This window comes from Cellulomonas sp. P4_H12, from assembly GCF_056400905.1.
Window position 1 is genome coordinate 340,113 of sequence record NZ_JBFUKJ010000001.1, and the last position, 19,023, is coordinate 359,135.

Annotated in this window: 21 protein-coding genes and 1 tRNA gene; 17 read left to right on the forward strand and 5 right to left on the reverse strand. The window is 73.7% G+C overall.

The window, feature by feature from the left end:
• Window positions 1–3 precede the first annotated feature (3 nt).
• On the reverse strand, window positions 4–516 hold the full coding sequence (locus AC1DQC_RS01675) for an FHA domain-containing protein FhaB/FipA (protein WP_477049490.1): 513 nt from the start codon (window positions 514–516) through the stop codon (window positions 4–6).
• A gap of 9 nt (window positions 517–525) precedes the next feature.
• A complete protein-coding gene (locus AC1DQC_RS01680; protein ID WP_477049531.1) occupies window positions 526–1,236 on the reverse strand; it encodes an FhaA domain-containing protein in 711 nt (236 codons plus the stop codon).
• A gap of 184 nt (window positions 1,237–1,420) precedes the next feature.
• Between AC1DQC_RS01680 and AC1DQC_RS01685 the strand changes: the two genes are divergently transcribed.
• From AC1DQC_RS01685 to AC1DQC_RS01735, 11 genes are all read left to right on the forward strand, one after another.
• Window positions 1,421–1,503, forward strand: a tRNA-Leu gene (locus AC1DQC_RS01685).
• A gap of 70 nt (window positions 1,504–1,573) precedes the next feature.
• Window positions 1,574–2,206: a GyrI-like domain-containing protein gene (locus AC1DQC_RS01690; RefSeq protein ID WP_477049491.1), complete on the forward strand. Its 633-nt coding sequence runs from the start codon at window positions 1,574–1,576 to the stop codon at window positions 2,204–2,206.
• 142 nt (window positions 2,207–2,348) lie between these two features.
• Window positions 2,349–2,942, forward strand: a complete 594-nt coding sequence (locus tag AC1DQC_RS01695) for a hypothetical protein (RefSeq protein ID WP_477049492.1) — start codon at window positions 2,349–2,351, stop codon at window positions 2,940–2,942.
• Window positions 2,943–2,996: 54 nt separating this feature from the next.
• Window positions 2,997–3,305, forward strand: a complete 309-nt coding sequence (locus tag AC1DQC_RS01700) for a hypothetical protein (protein ID WP_477049493.1) — start codon at window positions 2,997–2,999, stop codon at window positions 3,303–3,305.
• A 13-nt stretch (window positions 3,306–3,318) separates the two neighbouring features.
• Window positions 3,319–4,926: an FAD-dependent oxidoreductase gene (locus tag AC1DQC_RS01705; protein WP_477049494.1), complete on the forward strand. Its 1,608-nt coding sequence runs from the start codon at window positions 3,319–3,321 to the stop codon at window positions 4,924–4,926.
• 26 nt (window positions 4,927–4,952) lie between these two features.
• Entirely contained in the window at window positions 4,953–5,447 is a 495-nt protein-coding gene (locus tag AC1DQC_RS01710; protein ID WP_477049495.1) for a hypothetical protein, read from the forward strand.
• A gap of 19 nt (window positions 5,448–5,466) precedes the next feature.
• Entirely contained in the window at window positions 5,467–5,766 is a 300-nt protein-coding gene (locus AC1DQC_RS01715; protein ID WP_477049496.1) for a hypothetical protein, read from the forward strand.
• Window positions 5,763–7,055, forward strand: a complete 1,293-nt coding sequence (locus AC1DQC_RS01720) for a hypothetical protein (protein WP_477049497.1) — start codon at window positions 5,763–5,765, stop codon at window positions 7,053–7,055. The genes AC1DQC_RS01715 and AC1DQC_RS01720 overlap by 4 nt, the downstream gene beginning before the upstream one ends.
• Before the next feature lie 23 nt (window positions 7,056–7,078).
• Window positions 7,079–7,834, forward strand: a complete 756-nt coding sequence (locus AC1DQC_RS01725; protein WP_477049498.1) for a hypothetical protein — start codon at window positions 7,079–7,081, stop codon at window positions 7,832–7,834.
• Window positions 7,831–8,427 (forward strand): hypothetical protein, encoded by a 597-nt coding sequence (locus tag AC1DQC_RS01730; RefSeq protein WP_477049499.1) that lies wholly within the window; start codon window positions 7,831–7,833, stop codon window positions 8,425–8,427. The genes AC1DQC_RS01725 and AC1DQC_RS01730 overlap by 4 nt, the downstream gene beginning before the upstream one ends.
• Before the next feature lie 45 nt (window positions 8,428–8,472).
• Window positions 8,473–9,039, forward strand: a complete 567-nt coding sequence (locus tag AC1DQC_RS01735; RefSeq protein ID WP_477049500.1) for a hypothetical protein — start codon at window positions 8,473–8,475, stop codon at window positions 9,037–9,039.
• A 4-nt stretch (window positions 9,040–9,043) separates the two neighbouring features.
• Here AC1DQC_RS01735 and AC1DQC_RS01740 read toward each other — a convergent pair whose 3' ends face one another.
• A complete protein-coding gene (locus AC1DQC_RS01740; RefSeq protein ID WP_477049501.1) occupies window positions 9,044–9,469 on the reverse strand; it encodes a contact-dependent growth inhibition system immunity protein in 426 nt (141 codons plus the stop codon).
• Window positions 9,470–9,593: 124 nt separating this feature from the next.
• Here AC1DQC_RS01740 and AC1DQC_RS01745 point away from each other — a divergent pair, with 124 nt between their 5' ends.
• Window positions 9,594–10,715: an FAD-dependent monooxygenase gene (locus tag AC1DQC_RS01745; protein WP_477049502.1), complete on the forward strand. Its 1,122-nt coding sequence runs from the start codon at window positions 9,594–9,596 to the stop codon at window positions 10,713–10,715.
• Between the two features lie 77 nt (window positions 10,716–10,792).
• On the forward strand, window positions 10,793–11,875 hold the full coding sequence (locus tag AC1DQC_RS01750; protein ID WP_477049503.1) for an excalibur calcium-binding domain-containing protein: 1,083 nt from the start codon (window positions 10,793–10,795) through the stop codon (window positions 11,873–11,875).
• 90 nt (window positions 11,876–11,965) lie between these two features.
• On the opposite strand, the gene AC1DQC_RS01755 is transcribed toward AC1DQC_RS01750, so the two are convergent.
• A complete protein-coding gene (locus AC1DQC_RS01755; protein WP_477049504.1) occupies window positions 11,966–13,417 on the reverse strand; it encodes a helix-turn-helix domain-containing protein in 1,452 nt (483 codons plus the stop codon).
• A 151-nt stretch (window positions 13,418–13,568) separates the two neighbouring features.
• On the opposite strand from AC1DQC_RS01755, the gene aceA reads away from it, so the two are divergent.
• The 4 genes from aceA to AC1DQC_RS01775 all read left to right on the forward strand — a co-directional run bounded on the left by aceA (window position 13,569) and on the right by AC1DQC_RS01775 (window position 18,113).
• Window positions 13,569–14,867 carry an isocitrate lyase gene (gene aceA / locus AC1DQC_RS01760; RefSeq protein ID WP_477049505.1) on the forward strand — a complete coding sequence of 433 codons (1,299 nt, stop codon included), beginning with the start codon at window positions 13,569–13,571 and terminating at the stop codon, window positions 14,865–14,867.
• Between the two features lie 105 nt (window positions 14,868–14,972).
• Window positions 14,973–16,616 carry a malate synthase A gene (gene aceB, locus AC1DQC_RS01765; protein WP_477049506.1) on the forward strand — a complete coding sequence of 548 codons (1,644 nt, stop codon included), beginning with the start codon at window positions 14,973–14,975 and terminating at the stop codon, window positions 16,614–16,616.
• Window positions 16,617–16,674: 58 nt separating this feature from the next.
• On the forward strand, window positions 16,675–17,454 hold the full coding sequence (locus AC1DQC_RS01770; protein ID WP_477049507.1) for an SDR family oxidoreductase: 780 nt from the start codon (window positions 16,675–16,677) through the stop codon (window positions 17,452–17,454).
• A gap of 26 nt (window positions 17,455–17,480) precedes the next feature.
• A complete protein-coding gene (locus AC1DQC_RS01775) occupies window positions 17,481–18,113 on the forward strand; it encodes an NAD(P)H-dependent oxidoreductase (RefSeq protein ID WP_477049508.1) in 633 nt (210 codons plus the stop codon).
• Here the strand turns inward: AC1DQC_RS01775 and AC1DQC_RS01780 are convergent.
• Window positions 18,110–18,877, reverse strand: a complete 768-nt coding sequence (locus AC1DQC_RS01780; RefSeq protein ID WP_477049509.1) for a VOC family protein — start codon at window positions 18,875–18,877, stop codon at window positions 18,110–18,112. The two genes, AC1DQC_RS01775 and AC1DQC_RS01780, sit on opposite strands and share 4 nt — an antisense overlap.
• Window positions 18,878–19,023: the final 146 nt, after the last annotated feature.

Consider the following 19,023-nt stretch of genomic DNA (forward strand, 5'->3'; position numbering starts at 1 on the left):
CGGTTACCTCTGCAGCTCGAGAACGCTCTGGCCCACGCGGACGGGTGTACCCGTCGAGACCGGTGTCGGAGCCTCGACGCGCTGGTCGGCCACGAATGTCCCGTTCGTCGATCCGAGGTCCTCGACGAACCACTGGCCACCCTGCGGGAAGATCCGGGCGTGCCGCGACGACGAGTAGTCGTCGTCCAGCACCAGCGTGCAGCCGGGGGCGCGGCCGATGAGCACCGCCGACGAGGCCAGCGGCACGATGGTGCCGCGCAGCGGACCCTCGGTGACGACGAGCCGGGTCGGGCCCGAGCCGCTGCGCGCCGAGCGCGGGGTGCGGGCGGGCGGCGCCTCGGGTGCGGCCGGCTCCGTCGCGACGGCCGCTGCCGCCACGGGCGCCTTCCGGCGGCGTCGGTCGGTGATCCGCGTGCCGTACAGGTCGCGTCGCAGGACCCCGATGGCGAAGAGCACGAGCACCCACAGCAGGGCCAGGTAACCCAGCCGCAGCAGGGTGATCGTCAGCTCACTCATGTGCCGGCGTCACTCGTCCAGGTCCGGCTCGCCGCCTGTCCAGAACAGGATCCGGGTGCGCCCGATGGTCAGCGTGTTGCCGTCCAGCAGCGTGGCCGCGGGGACCTGGTGGCCTTCGACGAAGAGTCCGTTGGTCGAGCCCATGTCGGTCGCGACGACGCCGTCGGGCGTCACACGGATCTCGAGGTGACGCCGCGAGACGCCGGGGTCGTCGACGATGATGTCCGCCTCCGACCCGCGCCCGATGACGGTGACCGGGCCGGTGAGGATGTAGCGCTGGCCGTCGATGTCGACCAGGGGGTGCCGGGCGCTGGGCGCCGAGCTGGCCGACGCGGGGGCCACGGCACCGCGCACCGTCGCGCTGTGCACCCGGAACCGCGCGGCCTCGAGCTCGCTGTCCTCGCTGAACGAGACCGTCACCGGTCCGACGAACGCGTATCGCTGGCTGGCGGCGTAGTCCGTCACGTTGTTGGCGAACTCGTCCGCCAACGCCTCCGCACCCCACGACTCCACCTGGTCGTAGTCGGCAGTCGCGAGCTCGATCGTGAACTCGTTGGGCACGACGGTCCTGTCGCGCCCGACGACGGCCGCGCGGTCGTCCACCTCGCGACGCAGGGCGCTGGAGAGGTCGAGCGGCTTGAGCTCGCTCTTGAAGGCCTTGGCGATGGCGTTGTTGACGACGCGTTCCACGCCGTTCTCGAACCTGTCGAGGATGCCCACTGCCACCTCCTCCGTCCCTCTTGCGCGTCCACCTGCACGGAGCGTGCCGACGATCCGCCCTGATCGTATCCGTGACCCACGGGAACGGGGCCGGATGAGGGGTGATGTGCGCGCGGCGCCCCGTCCGGCTCCCTGCCGAGGCGGTCTGGAGTGCCTGCTCGATCGTGCTAATGTTCTGCGGCGCGCGCGAGTGGCGGAACGGCAGACGCGCTGGCTTCAGGTGCCAGTGTCCGAAAGGGCGTGGGGGTTCAAATCCCCCCTCGCGCACAGATCGAACGGCTCGGATCCCTCGGGATCCGGGCCGTTCGTCGTTGCGAGACGGGATCATCGACGAACGATGGACGAGAAGACCGACGTCAGGACGACCCTCGACAGCTACCACGCCCGCCGGGGCCGGTTCCGGCTTGTGGACGTGCCGGACCTGCGGTACCTCATGGTCGACGGTCACGGTGACCCCAACACGTCGCCGGCGTTCACCGAGGCGGTCGAGACGCTCTACCCGGTCGCCTACGCGCTGAAGTTCGCGAGCAAGCGGGAGCTTGGCCGCGACTACGTCGTCCCGCCTCTGGAGGGTCTGTGGTGGGCGGAGGACATGGAGACCTTCACCGCCGCCCGGGACAAGATGCGGTGGGACTGGACCCTGATGCTGCTGGTCCCGGACGGGATCGCCCCCGACATGGTCGCCGCGGCGGTCGAGCGCGTCGGCGCGAAGGCGCGTCCGGCCCGGCTCGACGACCTGCGCCTGGAGACGCTCTCCGAGGGGCTGTGCGTGCAGACGCTGCACGTCGGGTCGTTCGACGACGAGGCCGGCGTGCTCGACCGGATGCACCACGAGTTCGTCCCCGAGAACGGACTGCGGATGGTCGGTACCCATCACGAGATCTACCTGAGCGACTTCCGCCGGGTCGCGCCGGAGAAGCGACGCACGATCCTGCGCCAGCCGGTCGCCCCGGTAGCCACGGACGGGTGAAAGCGGACAGATCCGCAGGTGCTGGGGCCTTTCCAGCAGAACCGGCGATCGATACGTTCTGCCCAGGCAGTTCCGCGCTCCGGCGTCGGCAGCCGCGGCGTCGACCGTCGCCGGACCGTGTGAGCCGAGAAGGGCGCGCGCCATGACCGCACCGCACAAGGCCGTCCGTCGGGGTTCCGCGCTTGCCGTGGGTGTCGTGCTGGGGGCGCTCCTGCTCGCGTCGTGCGACGGCATCGACCGGCCGGACTTCTCGCCCACCGCGACCCTGCCCGCCCTCCCCACCCCGACGGTCACCCTGCCGTCGCTCCCGACCCCGACGATCACGCTCCCCGTCGTCCCGGAGCCGACCGTGACGCTCCCGGTCGAGCCGGAGCCGACGGTCACCCTTCCGGTCGAGCCCGAGCCGACCGTCACGCTCCCGGTCGAGCCGGAGCCGACCGAGCCGCCCGTCGCCACCCCGGAGCCGACGGTCCCGGAGGTGCCCGCACCCGTGCCGACGAGCGAGCCGACCGAGACGGCCGTCGCCCCGGAGCCGACGCCGACGACCGAGACGCCGACCCCCACGCCCACGCCCACCGAGGAGGCCACCCCGTCGCCCTCGCCGTCGGCCGACGACGTGGTGGAGGACGACGCGGGCGGCACGCCGGCGTGGGTCTGGTGGCTGATCGCCCTCCTCGTCGTGGGCGCAGCGGTCGGCGTGCCGCTGATCGTCCGCGCTCGTCGCCGAGCCGCCTGAGGCGCCCCGGCTAGCCTGGTCCAGGTCACATCGACGCGAGAGCTGAGGGATCCGATGGCCAACGTCGCTTTGCGGTGCACCGACCAGGCCTGTTCCGCGTACGGCAGGGTCCAGACCGGCAAGACCTGCGCGGTGTGCGGCAAGGCCACCACGTGGACCGTCCTGCGGGTGCCGCCCCCGGGCGCTCCCCAGGTCATCGGCCCGATCTACACGACGCCGATGCCGCCGAAGAGCGGCCCGCGGACGGTCGGGGTGCCGACCCGAACCTGCGTGACCGAGGGCTGCGCCCGCTTCCACCTGGCCACGGACGACGCCTACTGCGGTGCGTGCGGGGCCGCGACGGTCGCGGCCGAGACCAGCTAGGGAACCGCCGTCGGTGATCAGCGACGTCGAGCTCCGCGCGGTCCCGCTCTTCGCCGACCTGGCGCCCGAGCAGCTGGACTTCCTTGCCCGGGCGGTCGAGGACATCGCGCTGCTGCCGGGTGAGTACGCGGTCCACGAGGGCGACGACCGCGCGCTCTTCGTCGTGATCGAGGGCCAGGTCGACCTCACCAAGGAGATCAACGGGGTCGAGCGGGTCATCGGGCCGCGGGGTCCGGGCGAGCTGTACGGCGAGGTGCCCGTGATGCTCAGCATGGCCATGCCGGCCAGCTGCGTGGCGGTCGAGCCGTCGCGGGTGCTCAAGGTGGAGGTGGGCACGTTCTTCACGCTCGCCGCCATGGCGCCGCAGGTGGTGGAGCGGGTCGGAGCGCTGGCCAAGGGCCGGATGGAGGGGCTCAAGGAGATCGCGTCCGAGACCCCGACGCCCGACATGGTGGTCGTCGGCCCGCTCGTCGACCCGCGGGTGCACGAGGTGCGCACCTTCCTGCATCGCAACCGGCTCTCGTTCGACACCGTGAACAGCCCGGACGCGACGGCGGTCGTCGTGCAGCTGGCCGACGGCACGACCCTGGTGGAGCCGACGATGCGCGAGATCGCGGTCGCGGGTGGGCTGGCCGTGGCGCCGGCGCGGGAGGAGTACGACGTCGTCATCGTCGGCGGCGGTCCCACCGGCCTCACCGCTGCGGTCAACGGCGCGGCGGAGGGTCTGCGCACGCTCGTCGTCGAGAAGTTCGCGCCGGGCGGCCAGGCAGGCACCTCGACGCGGATCGAGAACTACACGGGCTTCCCGTTCGGCGTCTCGGGCGACGAGCTCGCCAGCAAGGCGCTGCGCCAGGCGACGAGGCTGGGCGCGGAGATCGTGGTGACCCGCCGGGTCGACGCCGTCGAACCGGGCACGCGCACGCTGACGCTCGACGACGGCGCGCGGATCGGCGCCCAGGTCGTCCTGCTCACGTCCGGGGTCGAGTGGCGGCACGTCGAGCTCGAGGCCGTCGACCGCTTCGTCGGCAAGGGCGTGTACTACGGGGCCGCCCGCAGCGACGCGGGTCTCGCGCACGGCCAGGACGTCGTCATCATCGGCGCCGGCAACTCCGCAGGTCAGGCGGCCCTGTTCTTCTCGCGGCACGCGCGCAGCGTGACGCTGGTGGTGCGCGGCGAGTCGTTGGCCGCGAGCATGTCGCAGTACCTGATCGAGCAGATCGCCTCGAACGGGCGGATCACCGTGCAGACCCGGTCGGAGGTGGTGGCCCTGCACGGTCAGGACGACCTGGAGCAGATCGAGGTGGTCGACCGGCGCACCGGGTCGGTCGACGTGCGGCCGGTCGAGGTGCTGTTCGTGATGATCGGCGCCGACGCGGTCACCGGGTGGCTGCCGCCCGAGGTGGCCCGCGACGACCACGGGTACGTGCTCACCGGCCCCGCCGCCCGCGCGGCCGGAGGGTGGGCCCAGGCGCGGGAACCGTTCGCGCTCGAGACCACGGTGCCCGGCATCTTCGCGGCCGGCGACGTGCGGTCCGGCTCCGTCAAGCGCGTGGCGGCCGGCGTGGGCGAGGGCGGCATGGCCATCGCGTTCGTGCACCAGTTCCTGGCGCTGACGGGCTGACGGCTAGTCTCCTTGCCCAGCTACCCGTGCTCGAGCCGACGATGCAGGAGGACACCGTGGTCGAGGCCAGCCAGCCGGACGTGCTCGTCTTCCCGTCGCTCGACCCGACCGCCCGCGGCGCCGAGGCCGCCCGGTGGGACGTCGCGACCGGGCTCCTCACGCCGGCCGCCCGGTCCTGGCGGCACAAGCCGGTCGTCGTCGACGGCCGCGCGCGCGTCGACGTCTCGGGTCGCAAGAACGGCGTGGACCTGGTGGTCGAGCGGGCGAACGGGTGGCGCTCCGCGGCGGTCCCGTTGCTGGAGGTGACGGGGACGGCGGCCGTCGGTCAGCCGCTCGAGCTCGTCCGTGCCCTGATCGTCGAGGTGGAACGCCGCCGCCCGGCCGGGGCCGACCAGGCGCTGGCCCTGCTGCAGGCGCAGGTCCGCTACCTGCAGCACGACGGCGGTCCCGTGCAGGCGTCGCCGCTGGCGGGCAAGATCGCAGGTGGCCTGGATCGGATCGCCAAGCTCGGACTGCAGTGAGAGACGAAAGGACCGCCGTATGAGCGTCTCCGTGGACATCGCCGCCCTCGACACCGCCGCCGGCGAGCTCGAGTCCGCCGCCGCCGGCCTGCAGGCCGCCGACGTGGCCGGGCCGTTCGCCCCGATCGCAGAGGCGCTGCCCGGCACGCAGACGGCCGAGGCCGCCGTGTGGGTGTCCACGCGGGTGGGTGCGGCCGTCCAGGTCATGGGCGACAACGTGCGCGGCATGGCGGCCAGCGCCACCGGGACGGCGGCGTCCTACCGCCGCACCGACGCCGGCGTGCAGCGGCGGTTCGGCGCGGTGGGGCAGGCACGATGACGACGACCCTCACCATCGACGCCGTCCGGGCGTGGCGACCCGAGGCGCTCGCGGAGGCGGCGATCGGCGTCTGCAAGGCGCACGAGGCCGTGGACGCCGAGGTCAAGGCCGCCAAGGCCGCCGTCACCAAGCTCACCGCCGTCTGGCACGGCACCGCGGCCGACGCTGCCGCGGACCGCATGGCCAAGGAGGCGACGACGGGCTTCGCGCTCGCGGACGCGCTCGAGCACGCGCGCGCCGCCCTCCAGACCGGGGCGTCCGACCTCGGCGCCGCGCGCAGCGCCCTCCTCTCCACGGTGGCGAGCATCCAGGGCGAGGGCTTCACCGTGGCCCCGAACGGCGCGGTCACCCCGCGCACGCTGCCGCCCGTGATGACGGAGCCCGGCGACCCCACGGGCGCGGCCGCGGCCCGCGACGCCGAGCAGCGCAAGCTGAACAGCGCCGCCCAGGACCACGCCGCGCAGATCGGCACCGCGCTCGCGGTGGTCGCCGTCGCCGACCAGCACGTGGCCGAGAGCCTGGCCAAGGTCGAGGTGCCGCAGACGCTGGAGTCGGCGGTGCAGGCCTACCTGCAGCGCGCCATGGACAGCCACGACCTGGTCGGCGCGCTCGGCAGCGTCGGCGCCGGCGGCGTGGCCCTCGCGATGATGATCAAGAAGGGCATCGGGACGGCCACGAAGGGCAGCGCCTACCTGTCGTTCCTCAAGGCCTCGTTCGCGCCGATCACCGACTACGGCACCATGGTGAAGAACTTTGCCAAGGCCGACGAGATGCTCGACATCTTCTCGAAGGGCGCCAGCAACGGCGGCATCCTCCGGTTCGTCATGGGCGCGAAGGCGGCGACCGCCGTCGGCAAGGCGTTCCTGCCGCTCACCGTCCTGACCGGCGGCATCGACGCCGTCACCGGCGGTGGCTACGAGGGCGGCCGCGGCTGGGCCACGCGCGGGTTCGGTGCCGCGGGCGCGATCGGGGCGGGCGCGCTCCTCGCCTCGGGCGCGGGCCTCATCGCGCTGGGGCCGGTCGGACTGGGCATCGCCGGCGCCGCGGTCCTCGCGTATGGCGCGTGGAGCCTGGGCAACCTCGTGTACGACAACCGCGAGGCGATCGGCGACTTCTTCCAGTCCGTCGGCGGGCACATCGCCGACGGCGCCTCGACGGCGTGGAACGCGACGACCGGTGCCGTCTCGGACGCGACGCACTGGGCCGGCGACCGCCTGGACGACGCCGGCGACGCCGTCGCCGACGTGGGCAAGGGCGCGCTGCACGTCGTGTCCCTCGGATTCCTGTGACGACTTCTCCCGAGAGCGAGCCGATGACCGAGCCGACGACCGTGCCCGTGGCCGTGCTGACCGACGAGGAGCTGGCGGTCCTCGCGGGCGACGGCGGCCTCGTCGTCACGCCGTTCGCCGCGCGCTTCGACGACGCCGAGCGCGAGGTCGCCCTGCGCACGGCCTACCGCGGGCTCGTCGCGCGCGGCATCGTCGACCCGCCCACCCCGCAGGCCCGGGTGGACGCGATCGGCGAGCCGGGCGTCGAGCTGCAGGTGCGCCAGGACGTGCTCTCGATCGTCACGCTGCGCGCTGCGGCCTCTGCCGTCGTTGCCGTGGCGCGCACCAGCGTCGCCCACCAGGACTTCTGGTACGCCCACGTGGTCGAGGAGGTCGTGCTGCTCGAGGAGGTCGGCACGGACGGCATGCACCGGTTCGCGCTGGCGACGGCCGACCAGCTCCCCGCGCTCGTCGTCGGCGCCGTCCTGCACCCGGAGACCGGCGACGGGTCGGGAGAGGCCATCGAGCTCGACCCCGGCGCGACCGAGCCCCCGCTCGAGATCGCCGAGCGCCTCGGCACCGCGCTGCTGCGCTCCGACGTGGTGGTCCGCTGGGCCGGTGACGACCACGCCCCGCTGCTGGGGCTGTTCACCGGGCCGTCGGGCGCGTGGGTGGTGGAGGCGCACGAGGGCTCCGGCGACGCGCTCATCGCGACGCCCACCACGGCCGAGGCGCTCACGTCCAGGCTCCGCGGCGAGGTGTCCCTGGTGGTCGCCCGGGCAGCCCAGGCGGTGCGATGAGCGGATCGGTGCGGATCCCGCGGCTGACCACGCGCTCGGCGCTGGTCTGGCTGGGGACGACCGTCCTGGTGACCCTGGCGGTCGTCGGGTACCTGGCCGTGACGCAGCCGCAGAACCGGTGGGCGGCCGCGGTCGTCCTGGTGCTGCTCGCCCTCGGGGTGGCGTTCGGCCTCTCGGACACCCGCTCCGTCGACGTGGAGGGCGGTGCGATCGAGAGCTCCCGGCTCTGGTTCCTGCGGCGCCGCGTCGCTCTGGGTCCGACGACGAACGTCCGCCTCGTCACCAACCGCGCGGGCGGCCTGCTGCTCGCCGCGCAGCCGCAGGGCGGGCGCGCCGTCCTCGTCCAGGTCCTGCTCCTCAGCGACTACGTCGAGCGGTCGCTGCCGGCCGACCTGCTCCGGACGCTCGCCGACGTGGTCGTCGCGCACGAGGCGGCCGGCGGGGCCCGGGTGGCCGCAGACCTGCGCGCGCAGGCCGACCACGTGGCCGCCGGGGGGTCGGCGCGCACGTCGCCGCTGGCCGCACGCGTGACGCGCGGCGCGCTGAACGCCGGAAAGATCGGCGGCGCCGGCGGGGCGGCCGGACACCTGTAGGCGCGCGTCCCGCAGAGTGTCAGTGGTCCGAGGCACCCTGGTCGCATGATCACTCTCTCGTGCTCGTGCGGCTCGACCGGCACCACCCGTCGTCACCCCATGCGCGGCCTGTCCGCCGACGAGCGGGCCGCGCTGATCCGGGACGCGTTCTCGGTGAGCGGGGGATTCCTGGCCCTCGAGGTCGACGCCTCGTGGCACCCCGGGTCCGACGCACCCACGGAGGGTTGCGTCGTGCTCGCGGACCTCGACTCGCTGGACGCCTCGGCAGGTCTCGACGCCGACGGCGCCTCCGCGATCCGCGCACTGCTCGAGATCGGGCACGTGCGCGGCCAGGCCCTCCCCGCGCCCGTCGAGGTCGGAGCGGTCCGCTTCCGGGTCGGGCCCGCGGACGAGTTCGGACCCGCCATGTCCTACGTCGTCACCGAGGGCACGGAGACCCTGCTCGCGGCGACCGTGCCGGTCCCGCACGACGACCTCATGCCCGCGCTGGTCGCCGCCCACCGCATGCACGGGCGCGAGGGTCTCGCGCGGGTCGACGTCCTCGCCGCGCGGCTCGGGCTCGCGGCCGCCCTCGCCCAGCTCGACCAGCGGAGCCGCACGGCCGTCGCCTAGCGCGTCACCAGGAGCGCGCTCGGGCCACCGCCGTCTCGAGCTCGTCGTCGCCAAGGACCGGATACGCGGGGTCCTCCTGATCGAGCCGGGCCAGGCACTCACGCAGCGCCGCCAGCTGCTCCGGATGGGCCGACCAGTGCGCCTCCGGCACGCGCAGGACCACGAGCAGCAGGTCGCCGGGGTACAGGTCGCCCTCGAGCAGCGGTCGGCCCCGCAGCATGTCCACGGCGATCGGGACCAGCGTCTCCCGGGCGACGTCCTGCGCGACGAGCACGCGCAGGTCGTCGATGCCGAGCTCGGAGAGCGGCACCGTCCGCAGGGCGTGCACGCGCCGGACCAGGCTGCTGGCGTCCTGCGGTGCGGGTCTCCACGCGGGCGGGTCGAGCTGGTCGAGGGTGCTCGCGGCGATCTCCGGGGGCACCTCGATCATCGAACATCCTCTCTCGCGGGCGGATCGCGACCGTTCCGGGGACAGTCCAGCAGACGGCTCGACAAGGCGTCAGGCTGCGACACGACGCTCGACCGCGTCCGCGACGGTCCGGCATCCTGGGCGCATGCGGGTCACGGTGGTCGGCGCGGGCATCGGTGGTCTTGCGGTGGCGGTGGGTCTCCACCGTCGGGGGCACGAGGTGACGGTGCTCGAGCGCAGCGCGGACGTGTCGGCCGTGGGCGCCGGCATCTCCCTGTTCGGCAACGGGTTGGCCGCGCTCGGCGTGCTCGGGCTCGCCGACGAGGTCCGGGGCCTCGCCGCGCCGTACGACCCCTCCGTGCAGACGGGGCAGCGCCAGCCGTCCGGTCGATGGCTGGTCCGCGTGCCGACGGGCACGGTCGACGACCTCGCGGTGGTCCATCGCCAGGACCTGCAGCGCGTGCTGCTCGACGCTCTCCCCGAGGGCGTCGTCCGCACGGGTGTCGAGGTCACCGGTGTCGAGCACGCCCGCGGCACGGTGGTCGACCGTTCGGGCGGCCGCACCGGCGCAGACCTGGTGGTGGGTGCCGACGGGCTGCGCAGCGCGGTCCGCGGCACGTTCGTCCGCGGCGCGCGGCCCCGCTACGCCGGCTACACGGCATGGCGCGGGGTCACGTCGGCGCCGGTGGACGTGCTCGGCAGCGCGGGCGAGACGTGGGGTCGGGGCGAGCGCTTCGGGTACGTGCCGCTGCGCGACGGGCGCGTGTACTGGTTCGCGGTGGCCAGCCTGCCGGCCGGCACGCGGTTCGCCGACGAGCACGCCGAGGTCCGTCGCCGGTTCGCCTCCTGGCACGCACCCATCCCCGCGCTCGTCGCCGGCACGGACCCGGCGAGCGTCCTGCGGCACGACATCCACGACCTCGACCGCCGCCTGCCGTCGTTCGTCCAGGGCCGGGTCGCGCTGCTCGGCGACGCCGCGCACGCCATGACGCCGGACGTCGGCCAGGGCGGCGGGCAGGCGCTCGAGGACGCCGCGACACTCACGGTGCTGGCGGACGGCGACCTCCGTGCCGCGCTCGGCCGGTACGACCAGCTGCGGCGCCCGCGCACGCAAGCCGTGGCGCGGCAGGCCCGTGCGGTCGGACGCGTGGCGCAGCTCGAGTGGGGACCCGCGGCCGCGGCGCGCGACCTGCTGCTGCGGGTCATGCCCGACGGTGCCTCCGCCCGGGCAGCGACAGCGCTCCAGCGGTGGGAGCCCCCGCGGTAGGTCGCTGTCGGGCAGGCGGACGAGGGAAACACAGGCCTGCCGGTCGAGGCGACGCTGGAGGCTGCCGATGTCCGGGCATGTCCTCTGACCGCCGCCTCCGGCGTCCGCTCGCCACCGCCCTGCTCGGTCTCCTCGTCGCGGGCGCCGTGGCCTCCTGCGGATCCGCCGAGGACCCCGGCGCCGCAACGGTCGTCGACGTGGTCGACGGCCAGACCATCCACGTGAAGCAGGCCGGCGACACGGTCGCTGTCCGGCTGCTCGGGGTCGACTCACCGGGTGCGGACGAGTGCCTCGGCGGCGAGTCGGCGGACGCGCTCGGCGCCCTCCTCCCGGCGGGGGCGGACATCCGTCTCGAGCCGGTCGACGCGGCGGACGGCACGGACGACGTCGTGGCTGCGGTCTACGCCGACGACCTGCTGATCAATGCCGAGCTGGTACGGCGCGGGCTCGGCAACGTCGCCGTCGACGCGGCGGGACCGATCTCCGACGAGGTCGTCGCCGCCCGCGACGAAGCGGTCGAGGCGGGTGCCGGCCTGTTCGGCACCGACGCGGACTGCACGGTCCCGGCTCAGGTGGCCGCACTCGAGGAGGCCGGGGCCGAGGCCGCCGATGCGGCGGGGACGCTCGTCGCCGGCGCGGGTCTCGACGAGGTCGACCGACGCGGTGCCGCGGTCACGGCCGCCGTGGCGACGGGCTCGGCGCTCGCAGCCCTGCTCGACGGGGAGGCGTCCGACCGCTACCCGGAGGCGATGGTCTCGCAGCTGCGGAGCCGGACGAGCGCCGTCAACGACCGCCTCGGCGGCGCCACGGCGGCGGTCCAGCAGGTTCGCGGTCAGGAAGAACAGCGCATCGAGGCGGAGCGGGTTGCCGCCGAGGCCGAGCGCGTCGCTGCCGAGACGGCGCGCGTCGCTGCCGAGGCCGCCGCTGCCCAGGCGGCCGCGGACGAGGCGGCGCGTCAGGCGAAGGCGGCCGCGGACGCGGAGGCCGCGCGCGTCGCCGCGGAGACGACCACCAAGGCGCCCGCCGCGTCGTCGGGCGGGTCCACCTACTACAAGAACTGCGACGCGGTCCGTGCCGCAGGGGCCGACCCGATCTACGCGGGTCAGCCCGGCTACAGCAGCAAGCTCGACCGCGACGGCGACGGGATCGCCTGCGAGTGACGGTCAGGTCGCGCGGCTGGCGCCCGCGATCGGCCTGAGCTCCCCTCGGCGGGGAGATTCACGAGCTGCGTCCGTCGTCATCCGCGGGTGTCACTCGTGCGGAGCGTGCCGGTCCAGGAAGCGGTACACCTCGGTGGTGTCGACGCCGGGAAAGACGCCCACGGGAAGTGCGGCCAGCAACGACGCGTGCGGGCGGGCGCTCGGCCACGACTTGTCGGACCAGCGCTCGGCCAGCTCCGTCGGGGGCTGCCGGCAGCACATCGGGTCGGGGCACCTCGAGGCCGCGCGCTCGGTCGTCTCGCGGCCGCGGAACCAGCGGACGTGCGCGAACGGCACCCCGACCGACACGGAGAACGCCCCCTGCGACGACGGCTGCACGCGGGACGTGCACCAGTAGGTTCCCGACGACGTGTCGGTGTACTGGTAGTACGGCGAGAACCGGTCGGGCAGCGTGAACACCACCCGCGCGGTCCACTGCCGGCAGACGGGCTGCCCCTCGATGGCGCCGAGCGGGTCGGCGGGGAACTTGACGCCGTCGTTCTCGTAGGCTTTGTGCAGCGTGCCGCCCTCGTGGACCTTCATGAAGTGCACCGGGATGCCGAGGTGGCGGGTGGCCAGGTTGGTGAACCGGTGCGCGGCGGTCTCGTAGGGCACCGCGAAGGCGTCGCGAAGGTCCTCCACCGAGAGCCGGCGCTCGGCCTTCGCCTCCTGCAGGAACGGGACGGCGCCGTCCTCGGGGAGCATCAGCGCCGCGGCGAGGTAGTTCGACTCGACGCGCTGGCGCAGGAAGTCGCCGTAGTCCTTGGGCTCGGCGTGGCCGAGGACGTGGCTGGCGATGGCCTGCAGGAGCGGTGAGCGGGCGTCGCTCGTCCCGGGGTTGCCCTGCGGCAGGTAGATGCGGCCGTTCGCGAGGTCGGTGACCGACCGGGTGGAGTGCGGCAGGTCCGGCACGTAGTGCAGCGCGAAGCCCAGGTGCGCGGCGATGTCGGCCGTGGCGCGCTGCGAGAGGGGGCCACCCGGGTGGTCGATCGCGCCGAGCAGGGTGCGGGCGTGGTCCTCGAGCTCGGGGAAGTAGTTGTCCTGCGCGCGCATCCGGATCCGCAGCTCGGCGTTGGCGCGGCGGGCCTCCTCGGGAGTCGCCGCGTTCTCCGTGAGCAGGCGCTGGATCTCGGCCTGCAGGCGGACCAGCGCCTCGAGGGCGTCGGCGGGCAGCGACCGCCCGACCTTGACCGGTGAGACGCCGAGCGACGCGAAGAGCGGACCGCGCTGTGCCCGCTCGAGCTCGACCTCCAGGGCGGCCCGCCGGGTGGGCGGCTCGGTGCGCAGCAGCTCGGACAGCGGGACGTCGAGCGCCTCGGCCACCTGGGCGAGCAGCGAGAGCTTGGGCTCGCGGTGACCGTTCTCCAGCATGGACACCTGCGAGGGCGCGCGGCCGATGGCCGTGCCGAGGTCGTCGAGCGTCATGTTCCGGCCCGTGCGCAGGTGTCGGATCCGTCGTCCCAGCACCAGCGTGTCGAGGCCGCCGTTGGCCGTCGTCGTCATGCGGTTCAGCCTCGCCCGGCGTCTGTGCTTCTGTCCAGGAGAAGGAACGCCGATCTTCTGCAGCATTCGGCCGGAAAGAACTGCCGAACCCCGAGGAAAGTCGAGGTCAGGCCGGAGGGCCGAGAAGAACGCCCCAATGACGGAGGACACCATGAGCACCACCAGGCACGGCGACCAGACGCAGACCGCGACCGAGCTCGCGGCGAGCTGGGACCTCGACCCGCGCTGGGCCGGCATCCGCCGCTCCCACACGGCCGAGGACGTCGTCGCCCTCCGCGGCTCCGTCCGCGAGGAGAGCACGCTCGCCCGCAGGGGGGCCGAGCGGCTCTGGGAGCTGCTGCACTCCCGGACGCTCCTGCCGGCGCTGGGGGCGCTGACCGGTAACCAGGCCGTGCAGCAGGTCCGCGCCGGGCTCGAGGCGATCTACCTGTCCGGTTGGCAGGTGGCCGCCGACGCCAACCTGTCCGGCCAGACGTACCCGGACCAGTCGCTGTACCCCGCCAACTCGGTGCCGGCCGTGGTCCGGCGGATCAACAACGCGCTGCTGCGCGCCGACCAGATCGAGTTCGCCGAGAACGGCCGACGCACCCGCGAGTGGCTCGCGCCGATCGTGGCCGACGCCGAGGCCGGCTTCGGCGGGCCGCTGAACGCCTACGAGCTCATGCACTCGATGATCTCGGCGGGCGCGGCGGGCGTGCACTGGGAGGACCAGCTCGCTGCCGAGAAGAAGTGCGGCCACCTCGGCGGCAAGGTGCTGGTGCCGACGTCGCAGCACGTGCGGACGCTGTCCGCGGCGCGGCTCGCGGCCGACGTCGCCGGCGTGCCGACCGTCGTCGTCGCGCGCACCGACGCCCTCGGCGCGGACCTGCTGACCTCCGACGTCGACCCCCGCGACGAGCCGTTCCTCACGGGCGAGCGGACGGCCGAGGGCTACTACCGGGTCCGCCCGGGCCTCGATCCGGTCGTGGCTCGGGCGGAGGCGTACGCCCCGCACTCCGACCTCATCTGGGTGGAGACGTCGACGCCCGACGCCGCGCTGGCCATCGAGTTCGCCGAGCGGATCCACGACCGGTTCCCCGGCAAGCTGCTGGCCTACAACTGCTCGCCGTCCTTCCACTGGCGCTCGCAGCTGGACGACCTGCAGATCGCGCGCTTCCAGCGGGAGCTCGCCGGCCACGGGTACGTCTTCCAGTTCATCACCCTCGCCGGGTTCCACGCCCTGAACCACTCGATGTTCTCGCTCGCCCGCGGCTACGCCGAGCGCGGCATGAGCGCGTACGTCGAGCTGCAGGAGGCCGAGATCGCCTCCGAGTCCGACGGCTACACCGCCACGCGCCACCAGCGCGAGGTCGGCACCGGCTACTTCGACCGGGTCGCCACCGCGATCAGCCCCGAGAGCGCCACACTCGCGCTCGCCGGATCGACGGAAACCGCCCAGTTCACCCACTGACGGCCCCACCTCGCACCGACGGCGCCCGATGCACCGGGCGCCGCCGCGCGCAGCGGGCGCCGTCGACGATCCGGCCGAACCCACACACCACCCAGGAGCACTGCCATGACCATCACCCTGCCCCCGCCCATGATCCGGCCCGGCCTGCAGCAGACCGGACCCGCCGTGCCCGGCGCCGACCAGATCCTCACCTCCGAGGCCGTCGACTTCCTCGCCGACCTGCACGTCCGGTTCTCCGGCCGTCGCCACGACCTCCTGCTGGGCCGCCAGCACCGCCGGACCCGGTTCAGCAACGGCGCCGACCCGGACTTCCTGCCGCTCACGGCCGGCATCCGGGCCGACCCGGGTTGGCGCGTGGCCGGACCCGGGCCGGGCCTCGAGGACCGCCGCGTCGAGATCACCGGCCCCACCGACCGCAAGATGACGGTCAACGCGCTGAACAGCGGCGCGAAGGTGTGGCTCGCGGACATGGAGGACGCGACGAGCCCGACGTGGGCCAACGTCGTCGGCGGCCAGCACAGCCTGTTCGACGCCATCCGCGGCCAGGTCGACTTCACGAGCGCCGAGGGCAAGGAGTACCGGGTCGGCGACACGACGCCGACCATCGTCTTCCGGCCCCGCGGCTGGCACCTCACCGAGAAGCACCTCGAGTTCACCGATCGCGCAGGTCAGCGGTGCGCGGCGTCGGCGAGCCTGGTCGACGCGGGGCTCTACCTGTTCCACAACGCGCAGGCGCTCATCGACTCCGGCCGCGGCCCGTACCTCTACCTGCCCAAGCTCGAGGGACACCTGGAGGCCCGGCTCTGGGACGAGGTCTTCCGGTTCACCGAGACCTACCTGGGCCTGCGCTACGGCACCATCCGCGCGACGGTCCTCATCGAGACCATCACGGCCGCCTTCGAGATGGAGGAGATCCTCTACGAGCTGCGCGACCACTGCGCGGGGCTCAACGCCGGCCGCTGGGACTACATCTTCAGCGTCATCAAAAACTTCCGCGCTCGCGGTCCCCGGTTCGTCCTGCCCGACCGGAGCAGGGTGACGATGACGGTCCCGTTCATGAAGGCGTACACCGAGCTCCTCGTCGCCACCTGCCACAAGCGGGGCGCGCAGGCGATCGGCGGCATGAGCGCGTTCATCCCCGACCGCCGCGACCCGGAGGTCACGGAGAAGGCGCTCGCGCAGGTCAGGGCCGACAAGCAGCGGGAGGCGGGCCAGGGGTACGACGGCACGTGGGTGGCCCACCCCGACCTGGTCCCGGTGGCGCGCGATGTGTTCGACGAGGCGTTCGGCGACCGGACCGACCAGCGGCACCTGCTCCGCTCCGAGGTGCACGTGACGGCCGCCGACCTGCTCGACATCCCCTCAGCCGGTGGCGGCGAGCCGGGTGCCGTCACCGACGGCGGGCTGCGCGGCAACGTGTCCGTGGGCGTCCGCTACCTCGAGGCGTGGCTGCGGGGCATCGGCGCGGTCGCCATCGACCACCTCATGGAGGACGCCGCGACAGCCGAGATCTCCCGCTCGCAGGTGTGGCAGTGGGTGCACCAGCAGGTCGTCACGGCCGAGGGCACCCGGATCGACGCCGCGCGGGTCGAGCAGGTGCTCGCTGAGGTCCTGGCCGAGCAGGCTCGCGTTCCCGGGGACCGGTTCGACGACGCGGCCGACCTGTTCCGGCAGGTCGCGCTGGCCGAGGACTTCCCGACGTTCCTCACCGTGCCCGCGTACACGCAGTTCCTCGTCGCGCACGACTGACGGCGCCGGCCCCGGGTCCACGCCACCCGGGGCCGTCTGCTGGGCCAGGATGACCGGCATGGACGACGACGAACGCCCGGTGCTGGTCACCGGCGGGACCGGGACCCTGGGCCGCGCGCTGGTCCACACGCTGCTCGACGCCGGCCGACCGGTGCGGGTGCTCAGCCGGCACGAGCGCACCCCGGCGGTCCCGGACGCGGTCGAGTGGGTGGTCGGCGACCTGCTCACCGGCCACGGGCTGCGCGAGGCGTTGCACCAGGTCAGCGCCGTGGTGCACTGCGCCAGCGCGCCCCGCAGCCCCGACGACGACCTCGACGCCGCCGTGCAGCTGCTGCTCGCGTGCCGCTCGGCGCAGGTGCCGCACCTGGTCTACATCTCGATCGTCGGCGTGGACCGCGTGCCGTACGCGTACTACAGGGCCAAGCACCGGGTCGAGGAGATCGTCGAGGACGGCGGCGTCCCATGGACCATCCTGCGCACGACGCAGTTCCACGACTTCGTCGCGAACCTGCTGGACGTGCTGTCGCGGGGACCGGTCGCCACCGTGCCGGCGGGCGTCGACGACCAGCCCATCGACGTGCGCGAGGTGGCGTCACGGCTGGCGGCGCTGGTGTCGGTGGGACCCTCGGGGCGCGTCGAGGACATGGGCGGCCCGCAGGTGCTCAGCACGACCGAGCTGATGCGCACCTATCTGGCGGCGACGGGTCGCCGCCGGCGCGTGTGGACCGTGCCCTTCCCCGCGCCCGTGACCGCGTTCCGGGGCGGTGGCCACCTCGCCCCGGACCACGCCGTCGGGCGCCTCACGTTCGCCGAGTGGATCCAGGCCCGGTCGCGGTGACGTGAGCGCAGGGTGACGATCGAGGCATGAGCATCCACGTCGCGATCGTCTACTACTCCGCCACGGGCACCCTCCAGGCGATGGCCGAGCGGCTGGAGAAGGCGGCCCTCGATGCCGGCGCGACGGTGCGCCGTCGGCACGTGCGGGAGACCGCGCCCCGCGAGGCGATCGAGTCGCGCCAGGAGTGGGCCGACCATGTCGCCGCGCTCGCGGACGAGCCGGTCGCGGATCCCGAGGACATCGTCTGGGCGGACGTGGTGCTCTTCGGCTCGCCCACCCGGTTCGGCAACGTGACCAGCCAGTTCCAGGCGTTCATCGACCAGCTCGGCCCGCGCTGGAGCGAGGGTGCGCTCGCGGACAAGGTGTACGCCGGGTTCACGTCGTCGCAGACCGCGCACGGAGGTCAGGAGTCGACGCTGCTGTCGATCTACCGGATGGTCGCGCACTTCGGCGGGCTCGTCGTCGCCCCCGGCTACACCGACCCGGTGAAGTTCGTCGACGGGAACCCGTACGGCGTCTCGCACGCGACCGGCGCCGACAACGACCAACCGCTCGACGACGCCGCGCTCGACGCGCTGGACCACCTGGCGCGCCGCACGATCGACATCGCGAACCGGCTCAAGGGGCCTCCGGCCGAGGCGCCGCGTCCGCTCGGCTAGCTCGCGAACAGGCAGAACGGGTGGCCGGCCGGGTCGAGCATGACGCGGACGTGCTCCTGCGGCTGGAAGTCGGCCAGCGTCGCGCCCTCGCCGAGCGCGTGCTCGACGCCCTTGGCCACGTCGCTCACCCAGACGTCCAGGTGCTCCATCATCTGCTGGTGGCTCGTGGTCGCGGGCCAGACCGGCGGTCGGTAGAGCGGGTCGGAGCTGAACGAGACGCCCGTCCCGCCTCCCGGCGGCCGCAGCACCACCCAGCCGGGCTCCTCGCCCACGACGCGCCAGCCCAGCAGCCGCCGGTAGAAGTCGGCCAGCGCGTTGGCGTCGGGCGCCTCGAGCACGGTCGTCGACAGCGCCCAGTCCAGGCCGGCGTGGCGCGTGCTCGGCTCGCGGGCGGCCGGGCCGCCGAAGACCGTGAGCGGCGACGCGTGGCTCGGCTCGTACAACCGCAGCCAGCCGCCGCTGGGCAGCGGGATCCGGCTCGCGACGCCGTACGAGGCGGTCCGGGGAGGTTCGAGGGGCCGGACGCCCTTCGTCGCCAGGTCCGCGAGCGCGGCGTCCAGGTCCTCGCACATGAGGTGCAGCGTCGCGCCGTCGGCGCTGTCGCCCGGATGGACCCCGAGCTCCGTCGGCGGGAGGGCGAAGATCAGCCACCCGTCGCCCGAGGTCACGTCCTCGACCGACGACCACCCGAGCACGTCCCGCAGGAACGCCCGATCGGCGGCCGGGTCGGAGCTGGCCAGCAGCACGTGCAGCGCGGCGATCATCTCTCCAGCGTCGCCAGGTGTTCCCGTGTTCGCCAGCCGGAAAACCCCTTTGCGCGGCTCGGATCCCGGACGTACGGTCGTCGGACACGGGAAGGAGGTGGTCCAGGACATGTTCTATTCCAGGACGCGTGAGGTGACTGTCCGCT

Coding starts and splice junctions, on each gene's coding strand:
- AC1DQC_RS01715 (WP_477049496.1), top strand. CDS start 5,467: ATGAGCGTCTCCGTGGACATCGCCGCCCTCGACACCGCCGCCGGCGAG.
- aceB (WP_477049506.1), top strand. CDS start 14,973: ATGACCATCACCCTGCCCCCGCCCATGATCCGGCCCGGCCTGCAGCAG.
- AC1DQC_RS01780 (WP_477049509.1), bottom strand. CDS start 18,877: ATGATCGCCGCGCTGCACGTGCTGCTGGCCAGCTCCGACCCGGCCGCC.
- AC1DQC_RS01725 (WP_477049498.1), top strand. CDS start 7,079: ATGACCGAGCCGACGACCGTGCCCGTGGCCGTGCTGACCGACGAGGAG.
- AC1DQC_RS01745 (WP_477049502.1), top strand. CDS start 9,594: ATGCGGGTCACGGTGGTCGGCGCGGGCATCGGTGGTCTTGCGGTGGCG.
- AC1DQC_RS01755 (WP_477049504.1), bottom strand. CDS start 13,417: ATGACGACGACGGCCAACGGCGGCCTCGACACGCTGGTGCTGGGACGA.
- AC1DQC_RS01720 (WP_477049497.1), top strand. CDS start 5,763: ATGACGACGACCCTCACCATCGACGCCGTCCGGGCGTGGCGACCCGAG.
- AC1DQC_RS01775 (WP_477049508.1), top strand. CDS start 17,481: ATGAGCATCCACGTCGCGATCGTCTACTACTCCGCCACGGGCACCCTC.
- AC1DQC_RS01700 (WP_477049493.1), top strand. CDS start 2,997: ATGGCCAACGTCGCTTTGCGGTGCACCGACCAGGCCTGTTCCGCGTAC.
- AC1DQC_RS01735 (WP_477049500.1), top strand. CDS start 8,473: ATGATCACTCTCTCGTGCTCGTGCGGCTCGACCGGCACCACCCGTCGT.
- AC1DQC_RS01750 (WP_477049503.1), top strand. CDS start 10,793: ATGTCCTCTGACCGCCGCCTCCGGCGTCCGCTCGCCACCGCCCTGCTC.
- AC1DQC_RS01730 (WP_477049499.1), top strand. CDS start 7,831: ATGAGCGGATCGGTGCGGATCCCGCGGCTGACCACGCGCTCGGCGCTG.
- AC1DQC_RS01690 (WP_477049491.1), top strand. CDS start 1,574: ATGGACGAGAAGACCGACGTCAGGACGACCCTCGACAGCTACCACGCC.
- AC1DQC_RS01675 (WP_477049490.1), bottom strand. CDS start 516: ATGAGTGAGCTGACGATCACCCTGCTGCGGCTGGGTTACCTGGCCCTG.
- AC1DQC_RS01740 (WP_477049501.1), bottom strand. CDS start 9,469: ATGATCGAGGTGCCCCCGGAGATCGCCGCGAGCACCCTCGACCAGCTC.
- aceA (WP_477049505.1), top strand. CDS start 13,569: ATGAGCACCACCAGGCACGGCGACCAGACGCAGACCGCGACCGAGCTC.
- AC1DQC_RS01695 (WP_477049492.1), top strand. CDS start 2,349: ATGACCGCACCGCACAAGGCCGTCCGTCGGGGTTCCGCGCTTGCCGTG.
- AC1DQC_RS01770 (WP_477049507.1), top strand. CDS start 16,675: ATGGACGACGACGAACGCCCGGTGCTGGTCACCGGCGGGACCGGGACC.